The organism is Vibrio sp. SCSIO 43136 (genome assembly GCF_023716565.1).
Lineage (GTDB): Bacteria > Pseudomonadota > Gammaproteobacteria > Enterobacterales > Vibrionaceae > Vibrio.
Genome location: NZ_CP071848.1, coordinates 543,384 through 567,882 on the forward strand (window position 1 = coordinate 543,384; position 24,499 = coordinate 567,882).

At 47.5% G+C, this 24,499-nt stretch carries 15 protein-coding genes, 4 tRNA genes and 3 rRNA genes; 17 read left to right on the forward strand and 5 right to left on the reverse strand.

Features of this window, described 5'->3' with window-relative positions; translation table 11 throughout:
* Positions 1-137: 137 nt before the first annotated feature.
* From rluD to J4N39_RS02750, 13 genes are all read left to right on the forward strand, one after another.
* Entirely contained in the window at positions 138-1,115 is a 978-nt protein-coding gene (gene rluD / locus J4N39_RS02690; protein ID WP_252021684.1) for a 23S rRNA pseudouridine(1911/1915/1917) synthase RluD, read from the forward strand.
* A 3-nt stretch (positions 1,116-1,118) separates the two neighbouring features.
* Positions 1,119-1,835, forward strand: coding sequence for a peptidoglycan editing factor PgeF (gene pgeF / locus J4N39_RS02695; protein ID WP_252021686.1), 717 nt, complete (start codon positions 1,119-1,121; stop codon positions 1,833-1,835).
* 84 nt (positions 1,836-1,919) lie between these two features.
* Entirely contained in the window at positions 1,920-4,493 is a 2,574-nt protein-coding gene (gene clpB, locus J4N39_RS02700; RefSeq protein WP_252021687.1) for an ATP-dependent chaperone ClpB, read from the forward strand.
* A gap of 409 nt (positions 4,494-4,902) precedes the next feature.
* Positions 4,903-6,454, forward strand: a 16S ribosomal RNA gene (locus tag J4N39_RS02705).
* Between the two features lie 90 nt (positions 6,455-6,544).
* Positions 6,545-6,621: transfer RNA gene (locus tag J4N39_RS02710), tRNA-Ile, on the forward strand.
* Between the two features lie 92 nt (positions 6,622-6,713).
* A tRNA-Ala gene (locus tag J4N39_RS02715) sits at positions 6,714-6,789 on the forward strand.
* Between the two features lie 312 nt (positions 6,790-7,101).
* Positions 7,102-9,991: ribosomal RNA gene (locus J4N39_RS02720) — 23S ribosomal RNA — on the forward strand.
* 177 nt (positions 9,992-10,168) lie between these two features.
* Positions 10,169-10,285: ribosomal RNA gene (gene rrf / locus J4N39_RS02725) — 5S ribosomal RNA — on the forward strand.
* Together the 16S, 23S and 5S rRNA genes with 4 tRNA genes alongside form the textbook arrangement of a ribosomal RNA operon.
* Positions 10,286-10,448: 163 nt before the next feature.
* A tRNA-Asp gene (locus J4N39_RS02730) sits at positions 10,449-10,525 on the forward strand.
* Between the two features lie 36 nt (positions 10,526-10,561).
* Positions 10,562-10,638: transfer RNA gene (locus J4N39_RS02735), tRNA-Trp, on the forward strand.
* 230 nt (positions 10,639-10,868) lie between these two features.
* Positions 10,869-11,201 carry a DUF1904 domain-containing protein gene (locus J4N39_RS02740; protein ID WP_252021689.1) on the forward strand — a complete coding sequence of 111 codons (333 nt, stop codon included), beginning with the start codon at positions 10,869-10,871 and terminating at the stop codon, positions 11,199-11,201.
* A 12-nt stretch (positions 11,202-11,213) separates the two neighbouring features.
* The gene (gene mepA, locus J4N39_RS02745; protein WP_503063818.1) at positions 11,214-12,062 is read left to right on the forward strand and encodes a penicillin-insensitive murein endopeptidase; all 849 of its coding nucleotides are present in this window, start codon (positions 11,214-11,216) and stop codon (positions 12,060-12,062) included.
* Between the two features lie 170 nt (positions 12,063-12,232).
* Positions 12,233-12,541 (forward strand): hypothetical protein, encoded by a 309-nt coding sequence (locus tag J4N39_RS02750; RefSeq protein ID WP_252021691.1) that lies wholly within the window; start codon positions 12,233-12,235, stop codon positions 12,539-12,541.
* Between the two features lie 37 nt (positions 12,542-12,578).
* Here the strand turns inward: J4N39_RS02750 and J4N39_RS02755 are convergent, their stop codons facing one another.
* The 3 genes from J4N39_RS02755 to rdgC form a co-directional block, all read right to left on the reverse strand.
* Positions 12,579-12,833: a YfhL family 4Fe-4S dicluster ferredoxin gene (locus J4N39_RS02755; RefSeq protein ID WP_252021693.1), complete on the reverse strand. Its 255-nt coding sequence runs from the start codon at positions 12,831-12,833 to the stop codon at positions 12,579-12,581.
* Positions 12,834-12,835: 2 nt separating this feature from the next.
* Positions 12,836-14,236 (reverse strand): prephenate-dependent tRNA uridine(34) hydroxylase TrhP, encoded by a 1,401-nt coding sequence (trhP, locus tag J4N39_RS02760; RefSeq protein WP_252021695.1) that lies wholly within the window; start codon positions 14,234-14,236, stop codon positions 12,836-12,838.
* A gap of 186 nt (positions 14,237-14,422) precedes the next feature.
* Entirely contained in the window at positions 14,423-15,337 is a 915-nt protein-coding gene (rdgC, locus tag J4N39_RS02765) for a recombination-associated protein RdgC (protein ID WP_252021696.1), read from the reverse strand.
* A gap of 204 nt (positions 15,338-15,541) precedes the next feature.
* Here rdgC and phoB point away from each other — a divergent pair, with 204 nt between their 5' ends.
* The 3 genes from phoB to J4N39_RS02780 are packed head-to-tail and all read left to right on the forward strand — an operon-like array spanning position 15,542 to position 18,504.
* On the forward strand, positions 15,542-16,231 hold the full coding sequence (gene phoB, locus J4N39_RS02770; RefSeq protein WP_252021698.1) for a phosphate regulon transcriptional regulator PhoB: 690 nt from the start codon (positions 15,542-15,544) through the stop codon (positions 16,229-16,231).
* Positions 16,232-16,252: 21 nt separating this feature from the next.
* Positions 16,253-17,551: a phosphate regulon sensor histidine kinase PhoR gene (gene phoR / locus J4N39_RS02775; protein WP_252021700.1), complete on the forward strand. Its 1,299-nt coding sequence runs from the start codon at positions 16,253-16,255 to the stop codon at positions 17,549-17,551.
* Positions 17,551-18,504, forward strand: coding sequence for a PstS family phosphate ABC transporter substrate-binding protein (locus J4N39_RS02780; RefSeq protein ID WP_286036826.1), 954 nt, complete (start codon positions 17,551-17,553; stop codon positions 18,502-18,504). Before phoR ends, J4N39_RS02780 begins: the two co-directional genes overlap by 1 nt.
* Positions 18,505-18,527: 23 nt before the next feature.
* On the opposite strand, the gene ppx is transcribed toward J4N39_RS02780, so the two are convergent.
* Both ppx and ppk1 read right to left on the reverse strand, forming a co-directional pair.
* On the reverse strand, positions 18,528-20,027 hold the full coding sequence (gene ppx, locus J4N39_RS02785; protein ID WP_252021702.1) for an exopolyphosphatase: 1,500 nt from the start codon (positions 20,025-20,027) through the stop codon (positions 18,528-18,530).
* Entirely contained in the window at positions 20,027-22,114 is a 2,088-nt protein-coding gene (ppk1, locus tag J4N39_RS02790; protein ID WP_252021704.1) for a polyphosphate kinase 1, read from the reverse strand. The genes ppx and ppk1 overlap by 1 nt, the downstream gene beginning before the upstream one ends.
* 202 nt (positions 22,115-22,316) lie before the next feature.
* Between ppk1 and J4N39_RS02795 the strand changes: the two genes are divergently transcribed.
* Positions 22,317-24,491, forward strand: a complete 2,175-nt coding sequence (locus J4N39_RS02795; RefSeq protein ID WP_252021706.1) for an ABC transporter permease subunit — start codon at positions 22,317-22,319, stop codon at positions 24,489-24,491.
* Positions 24,492-24,499: the final 8 nt, after the last annotated feature.

Here is a 24,499-nt window from a genome sequence, read left to right on the forward strand (position 1 = left end):
AGAGGCTGTTTGTCTTTATAATTTGAACTGAGCGCTGTTCAGAGCAAAAAAGTATTGAGACATCTAAGTTCACTTCAGGTGTTTGCCGTAAGGCACAACATGCACTGTTAGTCCCGCAGTAGAAGAAAAAGTTCGATATGGCGCAGCAAATTGAATTAACCAGTATTGTAAAACCAAGCCAACTTGGCCAACGTCTAGACCAGGCGGTGGCAGAGCTGTTTGGTGATTATTCACGTTCCAGACTCAAGGAGTGGTTGCTGGATGGTAAAATCAAGGTTGATGGTACCGTAATAAGCAAAGCACGACATAAAGTGATGGGCGGCGAAGAAATCGTTCTGCTTGCTGAGCTTGAAGACGAAGAGCGTTGGGAAGCGCAAGACATCCCACTTGATATCGTATTTGAAGACGATGATATTATTGTCATCAACAAACCACGTGATTTCGTGGTTCACCCAGGTGCAGGAACACCAGATGGTACAGTGCTCAACGCACTGCTTCACCATTACCCACAAATTGCCGAGGTGCCGCGAGCAGGTATCGTACATCGTCTCGATAAAGACACGACCGGTCTTATGGTCGTTGCTAAGACGGTTCCGGCTCAAACACGTTTAGTTCGTGCACTTCAAAAGCGTAGAATTACTCGTGAGTATGAAGCAATTGCTATTGGTCGCATGACCGCAGGTGGCATGGTGGATAAGCCAATTGGCCGTCACTCGACGAAACGTACGCTAATGGCAGTGAATGAACTGGGTAAACCAGCTGTAACGCATTATCGAGTAGCTGAGCATTTCCGTGAACACACACGTATTCGTCTGCGTTTAGAAACGGGACGTACTCACCAGATCCGTGTTCACATGGCTTACTTGCAGCATCCACTATTAGGCGATATTGCATACGGTGGTCGTGCGCGTATTCCTCGTGGTGCAACTCAAGAGTTGACTGATCATATTCGTGCATTCGACCGTCAAGCACTTCACGCTGTGATGCTTAAGTTTGAGCACCCAGTTACAAGGGAAGAGGTAGAATTCCACGCACCTGTGCCTGACGATATGATTGAGATGGCGGAAGCTCTTCGTCAAGATGTTCGCGATAACGGGCTAGAAGAAGAGTATTAAGCAATGATCATCCCTAATTGGCCTGCTCCGAAAAATATCAAAGCGGTATCGTCGACCCGTGTTGGTGGGGTATCGACAGGTAAATACCACGGATTAAATGTCGGAGCGCATGTTGGGGATGATATCTGTTTGGTTGAGCGTAACCGACGGATTTTTGCTCGCCAAACTGGAATGCCATCGGCGCCCGTTTGGCTTAATCAAACTCACTCCACCGACATTGTACGTGTGGAACAGCCATCTAAATCCGTGATAGATGCCGACGGTTCAATCACACGTACTCAAGGTGTGGTGTGCTGCGCAATGACGGCGGACTGCTTGCCCGTGCTTGTTACCGACATTGAAGGTAGCCAAGTCGCCGCAGTTCATGCTGGTTGGCGAGGGTTAGCCAATGGCATTGTAGAAAATGCGTTGGCACAATTTGATAAGCCAGTCATGGCTTGGCTTGGTCCAGGCATTGGTCAAAGTGCGTTTGAAGTGGGAGATGACGTTGTCGAAGCTTTTGTCTCCCACGACACTAAAGCAATGACTGCCTTTACAGCCAAGAAAGATGGTAAATGGCTCGCAGATATGCCAAAGCTGGCCAAGCTGCGTTTAGCTGCTCAAGGTGTGGAGCACATTTACGATAGCGGGCTATGTACTTATCAAAATCCTACCCAGTTTTACTCTTATCGTCGTGATGGGGTGACCGGACGTTTAGCAAGTTTTATCTGGATCGACTAATTCACTTCAACACCTTGAAAATCCTCTGACTCATAACCATCTTTGGAGCATAACGAATTCATCAGTTTGGCTCCGGAGGTAGATATGCGCCTGGATCGTTTTACCAGTAAATTTCAAGTTGCCATCTCTGACGCTCAGTCACTCGCGCTTGGGCGTGATCATCAGTACATCGAACCTGTGCACCTAATGGTGTCTTTGCTTAATCAAGACGGCAGCACAATTCGTCCGCTTCTTACTACACTAGGGGTGGATGTTATCCAACTGCGCTCTAAGTTGAGCGAGATGATGGACCGATTGCCTAAAGTCAGTGGCATTGGTGGTGATGTTCAGCTTTCCTCGGGCATGGGGACCTTGTTCAACATGTGTGACAAGGTGGCTCAAAAACGCCAAGATGCCTATATCTCCTCTGAAATCTTTTTATTAGCCGCTATTGAAGACCGTGGTCCATTAGGCCAGTTACTCAAGGAGTTTGGTCTGACCGAGAAAAAGGTCAGTGAGGCCATCGAAAAGATCCGTGGTGGTCAGAAAGTCGATGACCCAAATGCAGAAGATAAGCGCCAAGCGCTTGAAAAGTTCACTATCGACCTTACCGAACGCGCAGAGCAAGGCAAGCTCGATCCGGTTATCGGTCGAGACGATGAAATTCGACGAACCATCCAAGTATTGCAGCGCCGCACCAAAAACAACCCAGTGATCATCGGTGAGCCTGGGGTGGGTAAGACCGCTATTGTTGAAGGACTTGCACAGCGCATCATCAATAATGAAGTGCCGGAAGGCTTACGTGGTCGCCGAGTCTTATCACTAGATATGGGCGCATTAGTGGCGGGTGCTAAATATAGAGGCGAGTTTGAAGAACGTCTTAAATCGGTATTGAACGAACTTTCGAAAGAAGAGGGGAACGTCATCCTCTTTATTGATGAAATACATACCATGGTAGGGGCCGGCAAAGGTGAAGGCTCAATGGATGCTGGCAACATGCTCAAGCCTGCGCTAGCTAGAGGTGAACTCCATTGCGTGGGGGCTACGACTCTGGATGAGTATCGTCAATATATAGAAAAGGACCCAGCGTTGGAGCGCCGCTTCCAGAAAGTACTGGTAGACGAGCCTAGTGTGGAAGATACCGTTGCAATTTTGCGTGGATTGAAAGAGCGCTACGAGCTACACCATCACGTAGAAATTACTGATCCAGCGATTGTTGCTGCTGCCAGTTTATCCCATCGTTATGTTTCTGACCGCCAGTTGCCGGATAAAGCCATCGACCTTATAGATGAAGCCGCATCGAGCATTCGTATGCAGATTGACTCCAAGCCAGAATCTCTCGATAAGCTCGATCGCAAAATCATCCAATTGAAGATAGAGCAACAAGCCTTAGTCAATGAGCAAGATGATGCCAGCTATAAACGTTTGAGTGCTTTAAACCTAGAGCTGTCGGAAAAAGAGCGTGACTACGCCGAGTTAGAAGAAATCTGGAAGGCGGAAAAAGCGGCGCTTTCGGGCACGCAGCATATTAAATCAGAGCTAGAACAGGCGCGCATGGATATGGATATCGCTCGAAGAGCGGGTGATCTTAATCGGATGTCTGAGTTGCAGTACGGTCGTATACCAGAACTAGAGAAGCAGTTAGACCTAGCGACACAAGCCGAAATGCAAGAGATGACACTGCTGCGCAACAAAGTGACTGATAACGAAATTGCGGAAGTGTTATCAAAGCAAACGGGGATTCCTGTGTCTAAAATGCTGGAAGCGGAAAAAGAGAAGCTTCTACGTATGGAAGATGTGCTGCATAAACGAGTGATTGGTCAGACGGAAGCTGTAGAAGTGGTTGCCAACGCAATTCGCCGCAGTCGAGCTGGATTATCTGATCCCAATAAACCGATTGGCTCTTTCTTATTCTTAGGCCCTACGGGGGTGGGTAAAACGGAACTTTGCAAAACACTAGCTAAGTTTATGTTCGACAGTGAAGATGCCATGGTGCGTATCGACATGTCAGAGTTTATGGAGAAACACTCAGTGGCTCGCTTGGTTGGAGCGCCTCCAGGTTATGTGGGTTACGAAGAGGGCGGCTACTTGACCGAAGCCGTCCGTCGTAAGCCATATTCTGTCATATTACTTGATGAGGTAGAGAAAGCGCATCCCGATGTATTCAATATTCTACTTCAAGTGCTGGATGATGGTCGCTTGACTGACGGTCAGGGTCGAACAGTTGATTTTCGTAACAGTGTTGTGATTATGACGTCGAATTTGGGTTCTAGCCGAATTCAGGAAAACTTTGATGCATTAGATTATGACGGAATCAAAGACAAGGTGATGGAAGTCGTAAACCAACATTTCCGTCCTGAGTTTTTAAACCGAGTCGATGAGAGTGTGGTGTTTCATCCTTTGGGTCGAGAACACATTAAGTCAATTGCTTCGATTCAGCTCGAACGCCTTGGTTCTCGCATGGCAGATAAAGGTTATGAGTTAGAAGTCTCCGATAAAGCGCTCGATTTAATAGCAAAAGTCGGTTTTGACCCGGTATATGGAGCAAGACCATTAAAACGAGCAATTCAACAAAGTGTTGAAAACCCGTTAGCGAAAGATATTTTGGCGGGAAAAATCGTGCCAGAAAAGAAAGTTCAGCTCGTTGTGAGTAATGATAAAATCTTTGCACACCAGTAAAACACCATAAATAGGGGCATTTGCGCCCCTATTTTGTACAAATTGCTCTTTTGCTGACCACTTGGCTGTGAAAGGGCATTTTTTTTCAATTTTGCTATTGCGCTCGATCCGAATCTCCCTATAATGCGTCCTCGTTGTCACGGACAACAGCGGTTAGAAAAACTTGTTGACACGATAAGTTAACTCGCTAAAATGACCGTCCGCTTTGAGAAAGCTCTTAAAGCAAAGCTCTTTAACAATTTAAACCTATCAATCTGTGTGGGCACTCGTTGATGATAATCAAAATAGATACTTCGGTATCAACAATGATTTCAATGAACAGAGTGACCAATTCGAATCGAAAGATTCGGCACAGTCAATTCAAACATTACTATGTAATGTTCAGTATTCATTGAGTCGACAAAATCTTAAATTGAAGAGTTTGATCATGGCTCAGATTGAACGCTGGCGGCAGGCCTAACACATGCAAGTCGAGCGGAAACGAGTTATCTGAACCTTCGGGGAACGTTAACGGCGTCGAGCGGCGGACGGGTGAGTAATGCCTGGGAATATGCCTTGATGTGGGGGATAACTATTGGAAACGATAGCTAATACCGCATAACGCCTTCGGGCCAAAGAGGGGGACCTTCGGGCCTCTCGCGTCAAGATTAGCCCAGGTGGGATTAGCTAGTTGGTGAGGTAATGGCTCACCAAGGCGACGATCCCTAGCTGGTCTGAGAGGATGATCAGCCACACTGGAACTGAGACACGGTCCAGACTCCTACGGGAGGCAGCAGTGGGGAATATTGCACAATGGGCGCAAGCCTGATGCAGCCATGCCGCGTGTATGAAGAAGGCCTCGGGTTGTAAAGTACTTTCAGCAGTGAGGAAGGCATTAACGTTAATAGCGTTAGTGTTTGACGTTAGCTGCAGAAGAAGCACCGGCTAACTCCGTGCCAGCAGCCGCGGTAATACGGAGGGTGCGAGCGTTAATCGGAATTACTGGGCGTAAAGCGCATGCAGGTGGTTTGTTAAGTCAGATGTGAAAGCCCGAGGCTCAACCTCGGAACTGCATTTGAAACTGGCAGGCTAGAGTACTGTAGAGGGGGGTAGAATTTCAGGTGTAGCGGTGAAATGCGTAGAGATCTGAAGGAATACCGGTGGCGAAGGCGGCCCCCTGGACAGATACTGACACTCAGATGCGAAAGCGTGGGGAGCAAACAGGATTAGATACCCTGGTAGTCCACGCCGTAAACGATGTCTACTTGGAGGTTGTGGCCTTGAGCCGTGGCTTTCGGAGCTAACGCGTTAAGTAGACCGCCTGGGGAGTACGGTCGCAAGATTAAAACTCAAATGAATTGACGGGGGCCCGCACAAGCGGTGGAGCATGTGGTTTAATTCGATGCAACGCGAAGAACCTTACCTACTCTTGACATCCAGAGAATCCAGCGGAGACGCAGGAGTGCCTTCGGGAACTCTGAGACAGGTGCTGCATGGCTGTCGTCAGCTCGTGTTGTGAAATGTTGGGTTAAGTCCCGCAACGAGCGCAACCCTTATCCTTGTTTGCCAGCGAGTAATGTCGGGAACTCCAGGGAGACTGCCGGTGATAAACCGGAGGAAGGTGGGGACGACGTCAAGTCATCATGGCCCTTACGAGTAGGGCTACACACGTGCTACAATGGCGCATACAGAGGGTTGCCAGCCAGCGATGGTGAGCGGATCCCAAAAAGTGCGTCGTAGTCCGGATTGGAGTCTGCAACTCGACTCCATGAAGTCGGAATCGCTAGTAATCGTGGATCAGAATGCCACGGTGAATACGTTCCCGGGCCTTGTACACACCGCCCGTCACACCATGGGAGTGGGCTGCAAAAGAAGCAGGTAGTTTAACCTTCGGGAGGACGCTTGCCACTTTGTGGTTCATGACTGGGGTGAAGTCGTAACAAGGTAGCCCTAGGGGAACCTGGGGCTGGATCACCTCCTTATACGAAAGATTAGCTTTGATTAGTGTCCACACAGATTGATTAGGTTTAGAAAGTAAAGAGACTTACTCAGTGCTTTGCACTTAGTAACGGGGGTCTGTAGCTCAGCTGGTTAGAGCGCTCGCCTGATAAGCGGGAGGTCGGTGGTTCAAGTCCACTCAGACCCACCAAATCTTTCCGTCTGCGGCGTCAACAAGCTCGTTGTGTACTAGTGTACACGGCCTCACTTGTTTCCTTGCATACGAAAAGATTACCCAACGATGGGGCTATAGCTCAGCTGGGAGAGCGCCTGCCTTGCACGCAGGAGGTCTGCGGTTCGATCCCGCATAGCTCCACCATCTTTAAGGGTTTTTAACTCAAGAATCTTTAAAAATGGTGATTATCTTCGCTATCTATTAGCAGAGATGCACATTGCTCTTTAACAATTTGGAAAGCTGACGAATAACAACAATCCCCATATCTTTTAGATATGCGTTGTTATTCAAATTAAAAGTTCTCAAATCCTATATCTCTTAGAGATGTAGGTACCAACACACATTTAAGTGTTCTTGGAAATTTGAGTCCGGCAAAATCGAATGTTATCTCGCTCATTCAATAATGAGATAACGAACCTTGGTTGTTTGAACATACGAAACCTCTTGGGGTTGTATGGTTAAGTGACTAAGCGTACACGGTGGATGCCTTGGCAGTCAGAGGCGATGAAAGACGTATTAACTTGCGATAAGCCCAGATTAGGTAGTAAAAACCATTTGAGTCTGGGATTTCTGAATGGGGAAACCCGGCCGCATAAGCGGTCATCATTAACTGAATACATAGGTTAGTGAGGCGAACTCGGGGAACTGAAACATCTAAGTACCCGAAGGAAGAGAAATCAACCGAGATTCCGAAAGTAGCGGCGAGCGAAATTGGATTAGCCCTTAAGCTTTTAATGCGTTAGACGAATGTTCTGGAAAGTTCAACGATACAGGGTGATAGTCCCGTAGTTGTCGACGCATCATCAGTGAAATCGAGTAGGGCGGGACACGTGATATCCTGTCTGAATATGGGGGGACCATCCTCCAAGGCTAAATACTACTGACTGACCGATAGTGAACCAGTACCGTGAGGGAAAGGCGAAAAGAACCCCTGTGAGGGGAGTGAAATAGAACCTGAAACCGTGTACGTACAAGCAGTAGGAGCCTCCTTGTGGGGTGACTGCGTACCTTTTGTATAATGGGTCAGCGACTTATATTCAGTGGCAAGGTTAACCATCTAGGGGAGCCGTAGGGAAACCGAGTCTTAACTGGGCGATGTAGTCTCTGGATATAGACCCGAAACCAGGTGATCTAGCCATGGGCAGGTTGAAGGTTGAGTAACATCAACTGGAGGACCGAACCGACTAATGTTGAAAAATTAGCGGATGACTTGTGGCTAGGGGTGAAAGGCCAATCAAACCTGGAGATAGCTGGTTCTCCCCGAAAGCTATTTAGGTAGCGCCTCGGACGAATACTACTGGGGGTAGAGCACTGTTAAGGCTAGGGGGTCATCCCGACTTACCAACCCTTTGCAAACTCCGAATACCAGTAAGTACTATCCGGGAGACACACGGCGGGTGCTAACGTCCGTCGTGGAGAGGGAAACAACCCAGACCGCCAGCTAAGGTCCCAAATTACTACTAAGTGGGAAACGATGTGGGAAGGCTCAGACAGCCAGGATGTTGGCTTAGAAGCAGCCATCATTTAAAGAAAGCGTAATAGCTCACTGGTCGAGTCGGCCTGCGCGGAAGATGTAACGGGGCTAAGTAGTAAACCGAAGCTGCGGCTGCATACTTTGTATGCGGGGTAGGGGAGCGTTCTGTAAGCGGTTGAAGGTGGTCTGTAAGGGCTGCTGGACGTATCAGAAGTGCGAATGCTGACATGAGTAACGATAAAGGGGGTGAAAAACCTCCTCGCCGGAAGACCAAGGGTTCCTGTCCAACGTTAATCGGGGCAGGGTAAGTCGACCCCTAAGGCGAGGCCGAAAGGCGTAGTCGATGGGAAACGGGTTAATATTCCCGTACTTCTTACAATTGCGATGGGGGGACGGAGAAGGCTAGGTGGGCCTGGCGACGGTTGTCCAGGTTCAAGTACGTAGGCGGAAGAATTAGGTAAATCCGGTTCTTCTTAACGCTGAGATACGATGTCGAGCATCTACGGATGTGAAGTCATTGATGCCATGCTTCCAGGAAAAGCCTCTAAGCTTCAGATTGTAAGGAATCGTACCCCAAACCGACACAGGTGGTCGGGTAGAGAATACCAAGGCGCTTGAGAGAACTCGGGTGAAGGAACTAGGCAAAATGGTACCGTAACTTCGGGAGAAGGTACGCTCTTGTGGGTGAAGTCCCTTGCGGATGGAGCTAACGAGAGTCGCAGATACCAGGTGGCTGCAACTGTTTATTAAAAACACAGCACTGTGCAAAATCGTAAGATGACGTATACGGTGTGACGCCTGCCCGGTGCCGGAAGGTTAATTGATGGGGTTAGACGTAAGTCGAAGCTCTTGATCGAAGCCCCGGTAAACGGCGGCCGTAACTATAACGGTCCTAAGGTAGCGAAATTCCTTGTCGGGTAAGTTCCGACCTGCACGAATGGCGTAATGATGGCCACGCTGTCTCCACCCGAGACTCAGTGAAATTGAAATCGCTGTGAAGATGCAGTGTACCCGCGGCTAGACGGAAAGACCCCGTGAACCTTTACTACAGCTTGGCACTGAACATTGACCCTACATGTGTAGGATAGGTGGGAGGCTTTGAAACTTGGGCGCCAGTTCAAGTGGAGCCGTCCTTGAAATACCACCCTTGTAGTGTTGATGTTCTAACTTAGACCCCTAATCGGGGTTGAGGACAGTGCCTGGTGGGTAGTTTGACTGGGGCGGTCTCCTCCCAAAGAGTAACGGAGGAGCACGAAGGTGGGCTAAACACGGTTGGACATCGTGTGGTTAGTGCAATGGCATAAGCCCGCTTGACTGCGAGAATGACAATTCGAGCAGGTGCGAAAGCAGGTCATAGTGATCCGGTGGTTCTGTATGGAAGGGCCATCGCTCAACGGATAAAAGGTACTCCGGGGATAACAGGCTGATACCGCCCAAGAGTTCATATCGACGGCGGTGTTTGGCACCTCGATGTCGGCTCATCACATCCTGGGGCTGAAGTCGGTCCCAAGGGTATGGCTGTTCGCCATTTAAAGTGGTACGCGAGCTGGGTTTAGAACGTCGTGAGACAGTTCGGTCCCTATCTGCCGTGGGCGTTGGAAGATTGAAGGGGGCTGCTCCTAGTACGAGAGGACCGGAGTGGACGAACCTCTGGTGTTCGGGTTGTCATGCCAATGGCATTGCCCGGTAGCTAAGTTCGGAATCGATAACCGCTGAAAGCATCTAAGCGGGAAGCGAGCCCTGAGATGAGTCTTCCCTGGCACTTTAAGTGTCCTAAAGGGTTGTTCGAGACTAGAACGTTGATAGGCAGGGTGTGTAAGCGTTGTGAGGCGTTGAGCTAACCTGTACTAATTGCCCGTGAGGCTTAACCATACAACACCCAAGGGGTTTTGATGGACTCAAAGCTAAGAACGAATTGAATGTGTAGAGACGGTAAACGGCGAGCGGCTAAGGGCCGACGGCGTGAGAACAAAGAACAGCTTTCCAGATGATTATCGCTAGACTCCGTTGGCCGAATGCCGATGGCCGTTTACCGATAAACAGAATTTGCTTGGCGACCATAGCATTGTGGACCCACCTGATTTCCATGCCGAACTCAGAAGTGAAACGCAATAGCGCCGATGGTAGTGTGGGGCTTCCCCATGTGAGAGTAGGACATCGCCAGGCTTTGAACACAAATTGCTGCTGTAGCTTGCATCTTTTGATTCTGCGATGCTCATGTACATACGTACATTGCGCTTCTCAAATCAAAATCTGACGGCGCTACAACAACAATTTGAAGTCCAAAGCATTTTAGATTAGTAAGACTTTGGATGTAACAGTTTAGTGCGGAGTGGTAGTTCAGTTGGTTAGAATACCGGCCTGTCACGCCGGGGGTCGCGGGTTCGAGTCCCGTCCACTCCGCCACTTATTTAGACAAAGTTAAGTCTTTAAAACAACTACAGGGGTGTAGCTCCAATTGGCAGAGCAGCGGATTCCAAATCCGCGTGTTGGGAGTTCGAATCTCTCCACCCCTGCCATACACGAAAGCCTCGTCGAAAGACGAGGCTTTTTTGCGTTTGTAGCCTCAGCAAGTTGCTGGGGCTTTTGTGTATTCGGTAGGCGGTAAACGGACGCTGGCGCTATCGGAAGAACCATAAACGCAGCGTTTAAAGAAGTAGATGAGTTGAACTACAATTCTTTACAAGATATACCCGTTAGCCGCTTACCGTTAACGCAGTGTCCATTTACCGATAATAATGAGGTCCTCATGCCACACCTACGTATCCGAGCTGTTGAAGCAGAGCTTGTTCAGCCGCTATCTAAAACGCTTATCGATGATCTACAGCCTTTAATGGACTGTCCACGTGAAGACTTTACTATCGAGTCTGTCCATACCTCTTTTTTCCACGAAGGCGAAGCAAGTGCGGCATACCCATTTGTAGAAGTTCTTTGGTTTGACCGTGGTCAAGAGGTTCAAGGTCAAGTCGCTCAAGTGATCACTGAGCAAGTACGTGGTGTGAAGGGTAAAGATATCGACGTTGCAGTTATCTTTACAGCCCTTACTCCAGCGGCTTACTATGATAATGGTGAACACTATTAATAAAAGGCAACGATGATGAGGTTATGGATTCTAACGATCAGTTTAGTACTTTCAGCCTCATCCTTTGCTACCTCGTGGGAGCAATTCTCTGCTCCCACCTTAAATCCTACTCAAGCTTTTGGCAGTTATGCCAATGGCTGTCTCGATGGCGCAGCAGCGTTGCCTTTACAAGGGCATGGCTACCAAGTTCTGCGTAGCAATACAGGGCGATATTATGGCCATCCTTCAACAATTTCCTTTATTGAACATTTGGCTACGCTAGCAGCAACTAAGCTCGATACTCGCATTTTGATTGGTGACATCTCCCTACCAAGAGGTGGGCGTTTTTCTTCAGGTCATTCGAGCCACCAAATAGGTTTAGACGTCGATATTTGGCTAAAACTGGCAGATGCCCCCTTAACGATGACAGAGCTCAATGCACCAAATCCATACAGTGTAGTCGATCTTAAAAACTATAAAATGGTCGACACCCGCTGGGATGAGCGGCATTTTGGTTTGATCCGTTATGCTGCGATGCAGCAATCGGTAGCACGGATTTTTGTTCACCCAGTGATTAAACAAAAGCTATGTGACAGTGAAGTCGATCAATCAGAGCAGCGTCGATGGCTAAGGAAAGTGCGTCCTTGGTGGGGTCATCACTACCATTTTCACGTTCGTTTGAAGTGCCCCAAAGATAGCCCAAACTGCCGTAATCAAAACCCGCCACCCAAGGGTGATGGATGCGGCAGTGAATTAGCGAGTTGGAAACCGACTCCTAAGCCAGCGACACCAGTCAAAGTAGATAACAACAAAAAAGCTCAAGTTAAGAAAACCAAAAAGGTTTTGCCTAAGCAATGCGTTAATTTACTTGCGCAAAAATAACCAGTTACCATGTGTAAAGCATGGCGTGCGGAAACCGTCTCTTTTGTGATACATGTCAAATGCTATAGATCGGCTACAGTTAAGTCAGTGGCTGGTTACTGTGAACAGTGATCAGAGTTGATGAAGATGGCTAGCTTGATATCCATCGGATGCGAATCAAGGATAAGACCATGACAATGATATGTGCCAAGGAGTTTTCAGGGTGGCTGTTACAACGGTTTAGCAGTGAATCGGGTGCAATTACCATGACTCGACAAGATATAATCCAACTGACAGGGCGACTTCGCCTCGACCCAAACTTTATCAACGATGTACATTACGAGCTAATGCAGCATGAGATGGCGTTTGTTACCGATACTACTCGTGAAAACTACTATCTGGTGCCAGTTAAAAAGGCCGCCAACTGGCGAGAGCGATTGGAGTATCAGTTTGAGAAAGAGATGTACTGCAATATCTACCCAATCGAAAAGTCAGGTTAAAAAAAAGCTCAACTTAATACAAGTTGAGCTTTTTTATTTAGGCTAGGCCTTGGATTATCACAAACTTCTCTAGGAGCTGTTCATCGGTCTCCACGTGATCAGGGTCCGTGATAATGCACTTTGTAATCGGGCATACTGATTGGCACGTTGGCTTCTCGTAGTGGCCTTTACACTCTGTACATAGTGCTGGGTCAATCTCATAGATTTCCTCACCCATGCTGATGGCCTCGTTTGGACATTCAGGCTCACACATGTCGCAGTTAATGCAATTGCTTTTAATCAGTAATGCCATGGTTATTTGCCAGTTGGGTTACGGGTATCCTCACCTGTGCTTAGGTTACGCATCAGCAGTGCGTAATCAAGTTCCACGTCCTGTGGTACTGGGATAAATACAAAGTGACCGTTGCCTTTGGCATCATCGATAACTTCAGACTTACGGTTTTCCATACTCTCAAGGTTAAAGATAACATTGCCCTGTGGTGTCATTAGCTCAAGGCTATCACCAACAACAAATTTGTTTTTCACTTCAACTTCAGCAAGATCACCACGGCGTTTACCCGTGAACTCACCAACAAATTGCTGAGAGTCAGAAACCGAGTAACCGTAATCGTAGTTCTGGTAAGCATCATGAGTATGACGACGCAGGAAGCCTTCGGTGTAACCACGGTGAGCAAGGCTCTCAAGAGTAGTCATTAGGCTCTCATCGAATGGTTTACCAGCAACAGCATCGTCGATGGCTTTACGGTAAACCTGAGCAGTACGAGCACAGTAGTAGAATGACTTAGTACGGCCTTCGATCTTCAGTGAGTGAACACCCATCTTAGTTAGGCGCTCTACGTGTTGGATAGCGCGAAGGTCTTTCGAGTTCATGATGTAAGTACCATGCTCGTCTTCAAATGCTGCCATTTTTTCATCTGGGCGGTGGCTTTCAGAAAGCAGCACTACTTCGTCGGTTGGCTTACCGCGACCAATGGTGGTTTCTGGACGCTCGTCCTGCACTTCTACCGCTTGAGCTTCATTCGGGTCGAATGCTTCAACGATATCACCAGTCTCGTTCTCTTTACCTTGCTCTACTTTGTATTCCCAACGGCAAGCGTTAGTACAAGTGCCTTGGTTTGGGTCACGTTTGTTGATGTAACCAGACAGTAGGCAGCGACCAGAATAAGCCATGCAAAGTGCGCCGTGAACGAAGACTTCTAGTTCCGTTTCTGGGCAGTGTTCGCGGATCTCTTCAATTTCTTCTAGAGAAAGTTCGCGAGATACGATGACACGCTCAACACCGTTTGCGGCCCAGAATTTTACCGTTGCCCAGTTAACTGCGTTAGCTTGTACAGATAGGTGGATTGGCATTTCAGGGAAGGCTTCACGAACCATCATGATTAGACCTGGATCAGACATGATCAGGGCATCAGGACCCATTTCTACCACAGGCTTAAGGTCACGAATGAAAGTCTTAAGCTTTGAGTTATGCGGTTGAATGTTACATACCACGTAAAGCTTCTTACCTTGAGCGTGAGCTTCATCGATACCGATTTTTAGGTTTTCGTGGTTGAACTCATTGTTACGAACACGAAGGCTGTAACGTGGTTGGCCTGCGTAAACAGCATCTGCGCCGTAGGCGAATGCATAACGCATGTTTTTCAGGCTGCCTGCCGGTGACAGTAGCTCTGGTACAAATGGGGTATTAGTTGTCATTGCTTCTTCTCTAAATCTGATCTCAAGTCAGTCCGGATCCACCTAATGGATGCGGGGCGAGGATTTTACGCCATATATGAGTAAGAATAAAGCAAAGTAGAACTTTCAGTGAATCGGGAAAGGGGAAAAGGTAAAAGGGAAAGGGGGGATTAAAAAGAGCGGCTAGGGTAGCCGCTCTTGAGAAGGTTATTCGCCTGCGTTAGGGAGGCCGCCTAATACTTGGTATAGGTTGGGTAGGAAAGCGCCTAGCTCACCGCACATGAGTGAAAAATCGGCATCAAAACGAGCAGCTGGATCTTCACGAGGAATATCTTCGTTTTGATCTTTTAGTTCGTCGCTGAATTTAAGGCGTTTGATGCTGCCATCTTCGGCGAGAATAAACTCGATTCGTTCTTGCCAATCGATAGCTAGTTTGGTGACCACTTTGTCTGCTTCGATATGAGACTGGATCTCATCTGCGCTCAACTCTTGTTTCTTACAGCGGATAATACCGCCCTCTTCAAGTACTGACTTTAGCTCGGCTTCATCTTGAAGAGTAAAGCCTGCCGGTGTATCACCCGTTTTCACCCACTCAGTAAGTGTGTTCTCTACGGCTTGTTCAGGAATAGCAGGGATGACAGGAAGACTGCCCATGGTTTTACGTAAAAGTGCGAGTACATCTTCTGCTTTCTTGTAGCTGCTTGCATCAACAAGGATAAAGCCCTGCTCTGGCAGAATCAGCACATTAGTCACATTGCTACGACTAAACGCACGCGGTAGCAGATCGACAATAATGTCTTCTTTGATGTTGTCCTTCTCTTTTTTCTTCAAAGGACGACCTTCTTCGACTTCCATCGCTTCGACCTTGGCATTCAGTGATTCTTTAATCACTGATGCAGGCAACATCTTCTCTTCTTTCTTAGCACAGATAAGAATGCGGCCCTCTGAAACGTGGGTCATCATATCGCCATGCTTGCCCATTGCAGTGGTCCAGCCAAATTTTTGCTTATCTTGACTACCACACGGGGTAAAGCGGAACTCTTGCAGTTGCGTTTCTAGTTGGTCTGCTTTGAATTCAATATCACGGTTAAAGCGGTAAACGAGGCAATTTTTAAACCACATGGCGCTACTCTTAAATCTGAAAAATGAAGGCAGCATAATAGGGGATTTTTGGGTCGGATGCCTAGAGCGAAGTGGAAAAAACCAATGAAAAGACAATGAAGTTGCGGAGAAACTTATATTAAAAATTGTTTTCAGAAGTCACAAAAGTGTCATAATTGTTCAAGATAATGCTTTGCGTAGATTAACATTAAAGGTACTGCAATTATGTCTAGAAGGATTCTGGTTGTTGAGGATGAAGCACCAATCCGTGAGATGCTGTGTTTTGTTCTTGAGCAGAAAGGTTACCAAGCTGTCGAAGCAGAAGATTACGACACTGCGGTCAGCAAACTTTGTGAACCCTATCCAGATCTTATTCTGTTAGATTGGATGCTACCTGGCGGCTCAGGCATTAACTTTATCAAGCACCTCAAGCGTGAAGAGTTGACTCGTAACATTCCTGTTGTGATGCTCACTGCACGTGGCGAAGAAGAAGATAAGGTACGCGGCCTAGAAGCTGGAGCAGATGATTACATCACTAAGCCTTTTTCTCCTAAAGAGCTGATAGCTCGCTTGAAAGCAGTTATTCGCCGCGTGACTCCAACAGCACTTGAAGATGTAATTGATGTACAAGGGCTTAAGCTTGACCCAGTTTCGCATCGAGTGATGGCAAATGAAGCACCAGTCGACATGGGACCAACCGAGTTCAAAATGTTGCATTTCTTTATGACACACCAAGAGCGTGTTTATAGCCGAGAACAATTGCTGAACAACGTTTGGGGCACGAACGTTTATGTTGAAGACCGCACGGTCGATGTTCATATTCGTCGCTTGCGCAAAGCACTTGAAGGCGCTGGCCACGATAAGCTTATCCAGACAGTACGTGGTGCTGGATACCGCTTCTCGACACGTGCTTAATGGAGGCTGCTCGCAAATTCAATGATTGAGCGATTAACTTGGAAAAGGCTAGCGTGGTCGCTAGCTTTTTTTTACACGCCATGGGTGGTGTGTGGATTTATCTTTGATGTCATGCCGTGGACGTTACTTATCGCCACGGTGTTACAGCTTTTTTGGCAATTACATAACCAGGTGCGTTTATCCACATGGTTGTGGGACGACAAGCGTCTGACGCCGCCTTCGGGCAATGCCCAGTGGGAATCCCTGTTTAACGGTATTTACCGTATTCAGCAGCGCCAACGTAAGAAGCGTAAAGAGCTGACCAATCTCATTCGTCGTTTCCGTAACGGTGCAGAATCTTTGCCTGATGCGGTGGTGGTGTTCCGTGCGGAAGGCAATATCGTTTGGTGTAATAAGCTCGCTCAACATTTATTAGGATTTCGTTGGCCCGATGATGCGGGGCAACCTATCTCCAACCTGATCCGTACTCCAGATTTCATCAAGTATCTTGCCAAGCAAGACTTTTCTGAGCCGCTTGAAATGCATTCTCCGCTTAATGTGGAGCGTATGCTTGAGCTACGTATTGTTCCTTATACTCAAGGCGAGCACTTGATGGTAGTCCGTGACGTTACTCAGCTAAAACAGCTTGAGGGCATGCGTCGAAACTTCTTCGCTAATGTATCCCATGAACTGCGCACTCCAATGACGGTGCTACAAGGTTACCTTGAGATGACTCAAGACCCTGAGATGCTGGTAGGCCCAATGTGGGGTAAAGCACACGGCGTGATGACCGAGCAGCTCAATCGTATGAATAGTTTGGTCAACCAACTGCTAACGCTGTCGAAGATCGAAGCTTCGCCGATGCATGAACTGGAAGAAGTCGTGAATGTGCCCGCTATGCTCGATGTGTTGGAAAAAGAGGCGCTGACATTAAGCGGAGAGTCAAATCATCAATTTACATTTGATGTGGACCATTCACTCAAGGTGTTTGGTGATGAAGATCAACTGCGCAGCGCAATCTCGAATTTGGTATATAACGCAGTGAAATACACGCCTGATGGCAGTGACGTGAAAGTGATATGGAAAGAGAGTGCAGATGGTGCTCTGTTAGCAGTAAGTGATACCGGTGATGGCATTGAGCCTCAACATATCCATCGTCTGACTGAGCGATTCTATCGTGTCGACAAAGCTCGTTCTCGTGAAACGGGAGGCAGTGGATTGGGACTGGCAATTGTTAAGCACGCACTAAGCCATCACGACTCTCATTTGGAGATCGAGAGTGAGGTAGGCCAAGGCAGTTGCTTTAAGTTCACATTACCTAAACGATTGGTCGTAAGTTGATGCGAAAGAGCCTGTTTCTGTCATTGCTGTTATCTGTGAGTTGCTTTGCGATGGGCGAGGAGCCTTTGGCGGACTACCAACCTAATCAGCGCGTTTCTGGCAACTTGTCGTCGATGGGTTCTGACACTTTTGGTAGTTTGGTCACCTTGTGGGCAGAAGCGTTCTCGCATATTAACCCGGCGGTCAATATTCAGGTACAAGCCACGGGCTCTTCAACTGCTGCACCCGCACTGACCGAGGGTACTGCGCAATTGGGGCCAATGAGCCGTGCGATGCGTATGCGCGAAATTGAAGCTTTTGAGCGCCGTCATGGTTATAAGCCGACCGAGCTAAAAGTAGCTATCGATGCGATTGGGATTTTTGTGCATAAAGACAACCCAATCCAAGGGTTAAACTTCCAACAGATTGACAGCATATTCTCAGCAACATTGCGTTGCGGAGCCGATTCAGGTGTTGATACCTGGCAGCAACTGGGCATCAAGCAGACATGGGGTAAGCGCCGCATGGTGATGTTCGGCCGTAACTCGGTGTCTGGGACTTATGGTTTCTTTAAGCAAAATGCGTTGTGTAATGGAGATTTCAAGCGCAATGTGAATGAACAGCCAGGGTCTGCATCCGTGGTACAGTCGGTAGCTTCGTCAGTGAACTCAATTGGATACTCTGGTGTGGGTTTTCAGGTATCAGATGCGAAACTGCTGCCCATTGCTAAGCGCGGAGAGCACTATGTCGAAGCGACACAAGCCAATATCATTTCGGGCAAATACCCGCTGTCTCGCTACCTATATATTTACGTCAATAAACACCCGATCAAACCGCTAAGTCGGCTTGAATCGGAGTTTTTACGTTTTGTATTTTCAAAGCAAGGACAGGAGATGGTTGCAAGAGAAGGCTATGTGCCGATTTCAAGTCAGCTTGCGAGTCAAGAATTAGCAAAAGTAGGTCTTACCCCTTAGACCTACATTCTTCATTGGCATCTTTAGAAGCTAAGTGTCCAGTCAGCAGTATCCCAATACTCTTGCTCTGTAACCAAGTCTGCTTGCAGTAGCTTGTTTGTTTCAAGCCATTGTGGGTCTTCTTTACAGCTCAATTGCCAGTGATCTTTATCGACACAGTTAAGTGTGATCTCTGGCAAGCTCTCGTCACTGCGTTGACCGTTTAGCAATATTGATAAGCGTAATATGCGGATCAGAGCAATAATATGACGAGACTTGAACAGAGTCAGCTCCGGCATCTCTTTAAGTTTTAGCGCCTTACGCTGAAACCTGGCCACAGTGGCGAGCACTTCTTGCTGTTCGCGGTTAAACCCTGGCATGTTGGTGTTACGCAAAATATATTCTGAATGGCGGTGAAAGCCCTGATAACTGATGCTCAAACCTACTTCATGCAACAATGCTGTCCAGCCGAGTAGGGATTTTAGCTCTTTACTCGCCTTTATTTCGTTTTGATCTTTGAGTTGCTTGTAGAAGTTTTCAGCTTGAACTCGAATATTGCTGGCGTGGTTTAGGTCGACATGATGTTTTTGCGCTAAGTTTTCTGTCGTACGCATACGAATGTCAGAACGCTCGAAACGCTCTTCCATTTCATACAGCAGCCCTTCTCGTAAAGCGCCGGCAGAGAACTGCAAGCTTTCAATTTTCAAGGTTTCTACAATAGCAGTCAGGATTGCAACACCTGCGGCAAAAACAGGTTTTCTCTCTTCGGCTAAGCCTGCCAGTTCAATATCATCAATGGACTTAAATTGGCACAGCTCTTCAATCAACGCTCTTAATCGTTTGAGAGTGATCAGCCCATCTTCATAGCCAAGACCTATCAGTACTTCTCTAATCGCTTTGATGGTGCCTGAAGAGCCAAGAGCTGCATCCCAACCCGCTTTACGATAGCTTCTTTCCAGTGACTCCAGTTTTTGCTCGGCGGCTAGTTCTGCTTTGGCAAAATTGCGTTCAGAAAGCTTGCCATTGACGAAATACTTATTGGTGAAGCTGACGCAGCCCATCTGCTTACTATTGACCAGCTTTGGCTCAAAGCCGCAGCCAATGATCATCTCAGTACTTCCACCACCAATATCGATCACCAGTTTTTTGTCCGACTCAGGTTGCGTATGAGCCACGCCTACATAAATAAGGCGCCCTTCCTCAAGCCCTGAGATTATCTCAATAGGATAAGGCAGAACTTCTTGGGCACGTTGGACGAAAAGGTGGGCATTTTGTGCTTGCCTTAAGGTATGGGTAGCTGCGATACGAACACTTTCGGGCTCGAAACCTTGCAGGCGTTCAGCAAACATGGCGAGACAATCTAGGCCGCGCTGCATGGCAGCGTGGTCTAGATTTCCATGCTTATCTAGCCCGGAGGCTAGCCTGACTCGCTGTTTGTGTCGGCTGACAAGTTGTAAGTCGGGGCCTACTACTTTAGCCACCACCATGTGAAAACTGTTCGAGCCTAGATCGATGGCTGCGATATCACGATGAGTAGATTCCATCACTCGCCTTGTTGTAGTTTTTTACGTTCCTGCTTTTCAATATGCTTGATAATGTCGTAAATCTCTACTTGAGAGCGAATTTTTTTGCGATTACCACGTTTCACATAGTTGTTAGACATCTCGGCGTCAATGACTCGAGCTTTGACTGTGTCGATGAAATGGACGTCGACCAAATCGATGATTCTCTGTTTAAGCCGAGGGTCGAGGATAGGGGCTCCTACCTCAATTCGGTTATCGATATTTCGGGTCATCCAGTCAGCTGACGAGATGTATACTTGAGGGTCACCGTCATTTTCAGTGATCAGCACGCGTGGGTGCTCCAAAAATCGGTCAACGATACTGATGATGCTGATATTGTCACTGACCCCTTCAACACCAGGGACCAGAGTGCACATACCTCGGATGATCATACGGATCTTCACGCCAGCGGTACTCGCACCATATAGCTTACTGATCAGTCCCTTATCGACTAAGTTGTTTACTTTCAGGGTGATCCCCGCTTTTTTACCGGCTTTGGCGTTTACAATTTCATTGTCAATCAGGCGATAAAGGCGCTGACGCGAATTACGCGGTGAGACGATCAGATGATTGAACTTGACCGGACGATATGGGTTTTCGATATATTCAAATACGCTGCGTACTTCCGCCGCAATTTCTGGATTGGCGGTAAATAGGGCAAAGTCGGTATAGATACGTGCGGTTTTCTCGTGGAAGTTACCCGTACCAATGTGCACATAGCGCTCTACGTCACCGTCTTCACCTCGGCGTGCAACCATCAATAGCTTAGAGTGAATCTTTAGACCTGGAGCGCCAAAGATAACCCGCACGCCTGCGTCAGTAAGAATACGCGACCACTCTATATTCGCCTCTTCATCAAAACGAGCCTGTAGCTCAACCACCACAGTCACACGTTTGCCGTTGTTCACCGCATCGATGAGAGAATTCATCAGACGCGAGTTTTTTGCCACTCGGTAGATGTTGATCTTGATGGTCAACACTTTAGGATCAAAGGAGGCCTGACGAACAAATTCCGCCATATGATCAAAGGTGTGGTATGGGTAGTAGAGCAATATGTCACGGTTTTTTATCGCTTCAAAGGCGTTGTCATAATACTCAAAGTCAGCACAACGAATTGGCGGTAGTGGTTTGTTTTCCAAGTATTCGCGTCCGACATTTGGGAAGCCGATGAAGTCTTTGAAGTTATGGTATCGTCCGCCCGGCATCAAGCTATCGTAATCTGATATTTTGAGTTTGCTGCACAAAAATTGCAGCATAGGTTGTGGCATATCGTGTTCATACACAAAACGCACTGGCATGGCGGTGAGCCGCTGGCTTAAACCTTCTGACATTTGCTCAAGCAAACTATGCTCGACCTCGTTGGTCAAGTCGTACTCTGCATCGCGAGTCATTTTCATTGAGTAACAGTTAAGCTCATCGTAGTCAAAGAAGCCGCGGAAGATATCGTCAAGACAGTAGCGAATGATGTTATCGACTAAGATAATGGTTTTTTTTCGTTGGCCTTTTTGCTCTGGCACCATGACAAAGCGCGGCAGTTGATCCGTTGGGATCTCGACCAAGGCGTAGGTGACATCTTCACCTTTCTTCATTTCTACACTTAGGTAAGCGTATTCGTCCTTGAGAAATTGCAGGACGTCTTTTTCATCGTTGAATAGGATAGGTGTGGTGTGAGGAAGTACCTGTTGCATGAAGTACTTACGAATCCACTTCTGCTGCTTTTCTGTCAGTTGGTGCTCATTGACCAAGAATATCCTGCGGCGAGCCATTTCTAACAGAAGTTCGCTATAGAGCTCTTCAAACGCATAGTTGAGCTTAAGTGCTTTTGACTGCATCTTACTCAACAGCTCTTTGGCCCCGTCGTCTTTCCCTCGTTCTTGGTTAATCAAGATTCGACGCTTCACATCGGCAAATCGAACCTTGTAAAATTCATCTAAGTTATTGGAAAATATACCAAGAAATCGAATGCGTTCGATGAGGGGGACGTGCTTATCAAGCGCCTCTTGTAAAACACGTTCATTGAAGGAAAGCCAGCTGAGCTCTTTATCTACGTATAACTTATCTGTACTCATTACATAACCTACTGATGAAAAAGTCAGTTACCGAGGGAAGGCAACTGACAAAAGGTAAGATCTTTATGTGACACTTATATTTCACTAGGTTCATAATCAAATAGATTACAAATAAAATTCAGACATATATCGATTCACTGTAATATCTTTGTCACCTAACTGACATAATATGCCACCGAGTCAAAAAAGGTAGAATATCCCCATGTCACATAAAGCATTTTTGCTACAGCGAAAAGATAAAGCACGTCGATTTAAAGACGGGCTCGCTCGTGCGATGGTGACGGCGGGTGGTGTCAGTGTGTTAGCTGCGTTAGGACTGATCTTCCTCTACCTTTTTGTTGAAGTTATTCCTGTCTTTTCATCGGGCTCAGTCAAACAAACTGGCGAGTTCCATATTGAATTGGCTGATACGCCAGCGGCGTTGCGTGTCGATGACTATGGGCGCAATGTGCTAGCCATTTCCGAATCTGGCTCAATTGACTTCGTTAATCTTTCAAGCGGCCAAAGCAAGCCTGTGGTGCGTACATTCGAATCGAGCATTGCTTTTGCCCAAATGCCATTGAATAAAGGTTGGGTGGCATTTGCCGATCAATCGGGCAAGGTCTCGATCGTTAAACCAGGCTTTGATGTTCGCTTTTTGCCAAGTGGCCGAGAAGTTGCGCCAAGTGTGGAACACTTCAATCAAGGCATACCGATTGCGCTTACCGAAAGTGAGATAGAGTTAGATAAATTTACCTTTGCCATTGATGAGCGCACCAGTGCAATCGCCGGTGTAGACAAGAGTGGTTACTTACATACATGGGTAGACCAAGAGTCTGAAGTAACACGCATCACTTGGTTAGATAAGCTAGAGCAGGTACAGGCATTACGGCTCACGCCAAATGCAGAGCAGCTGTTTGTGCTGGTTAATGATGGCTTGTGGGTAGCACAGCTGGTGAGTGGTCAATACCAGGTTCGAGAATTTATCGATCTAGCTGAGAACCCAGCGGTAGGGATTGAGCTACTGGCGGGAGCACAATCTTTATTGATATCCCACAAAGACGGACAAGTCAGCCAGTGGTTCGATGTATTGAAGGACGGCGAGCGTAAACTGACGCAAATTCGTCAGTTTGATCTGGATGCTCAAGGCGCTTTGATGCTTTCGGATCATTTTAAGAAGGACTTTTACCTATTTCGTGCCGATGGATCGCTAACGAATATGCATACCACCAGTCATAATCAAATGACTGAATCGAAGCTGTTTTCCGCCAAGCCAAGTGTGGCCACGGTATCGTCAAACGAAGACATTTTGTTGACCTACATGGACGGTGTCGTGCATCGATTTAGTGTTGACTATCCACATCCTGAGATCTCTTTTCGTTCGTTGTGGCGCTCAGTTTGGTACGAGGGGTATCCAGAGCCGCAATACGTTTGGCAATCGACGTCGGCCAGCGACTCTTTTGAAGAAAAATTCAGCATAGTGCCAATTACTTTTGGCACCATCAAAGCTGCTTTGTTTGCGATGGTATTTGCGATGCCAATCGCTGTGCTAGCAGCGGTATATACCGCATACTTCATGTCGACACCGATGCGAAGAGTGGTAAAGCCGGCTATTGAGATCATGGAAGCGCTGCCAACCGTCATCATTGGATTCCTCGCAGGCTTGTGGCTGGCGCCGATTGTTGAAACAAATTTACCTAGTGTGCTCGCCTTGGTTATTTTGCTGCCTCTCAGCACGGTTTTGGTGGGAGCGGTTTGGTTTTTGATCCCGGCACACTTGGTTAAAAATGTGCCCAATGGTTGGCATAGTATTATTCTCATCCCGATCATCCTTGTGGTGAGCTGGCTAACCATCAGTTTAAGCGCAGATATTGAAGGTTGGTTCTTCGGCGGCGATATTCGAGTTTATCTTGCGAATATTGGTATTGATTTTGACCAACGCAATGCTCTGGTGGTTGGGCTCGCAATGGGGTTTGCGGTGATCCCAACCATATTCACCATCGCAGAAGATGCTATCTATTCAGTCCCTAAACACCTTACCGATGGCTCGCTTGCCCTGGGGGCAACCCATTGGCAGACCTTGACTAACGTGGTGCTTCTCACTGCGAGCCCCGGCATATTCTCAGCGGTCATGATGGGGCTTGGCCGCGCCGTAGGTGAAACCATGATTGTACTGATGGCCACAGGTAACACACCTTTGATGGACTGGAATATTTTCGAAGGCATGCGTTCATTGTCGGCAACCATTGCCATTGAGTTGCCAGAGTCGGAAGTGGCGAGCACGCACTACCGATTACTGTTTTTGGCAGCGCTGATTTTATTTATCTTTACCTTCTTAGTGAACTCCATTGCGGAATCTGTTCGTCAGCGACTTCGGGAGAAATACAGTGCGTTGTAATCTGACTC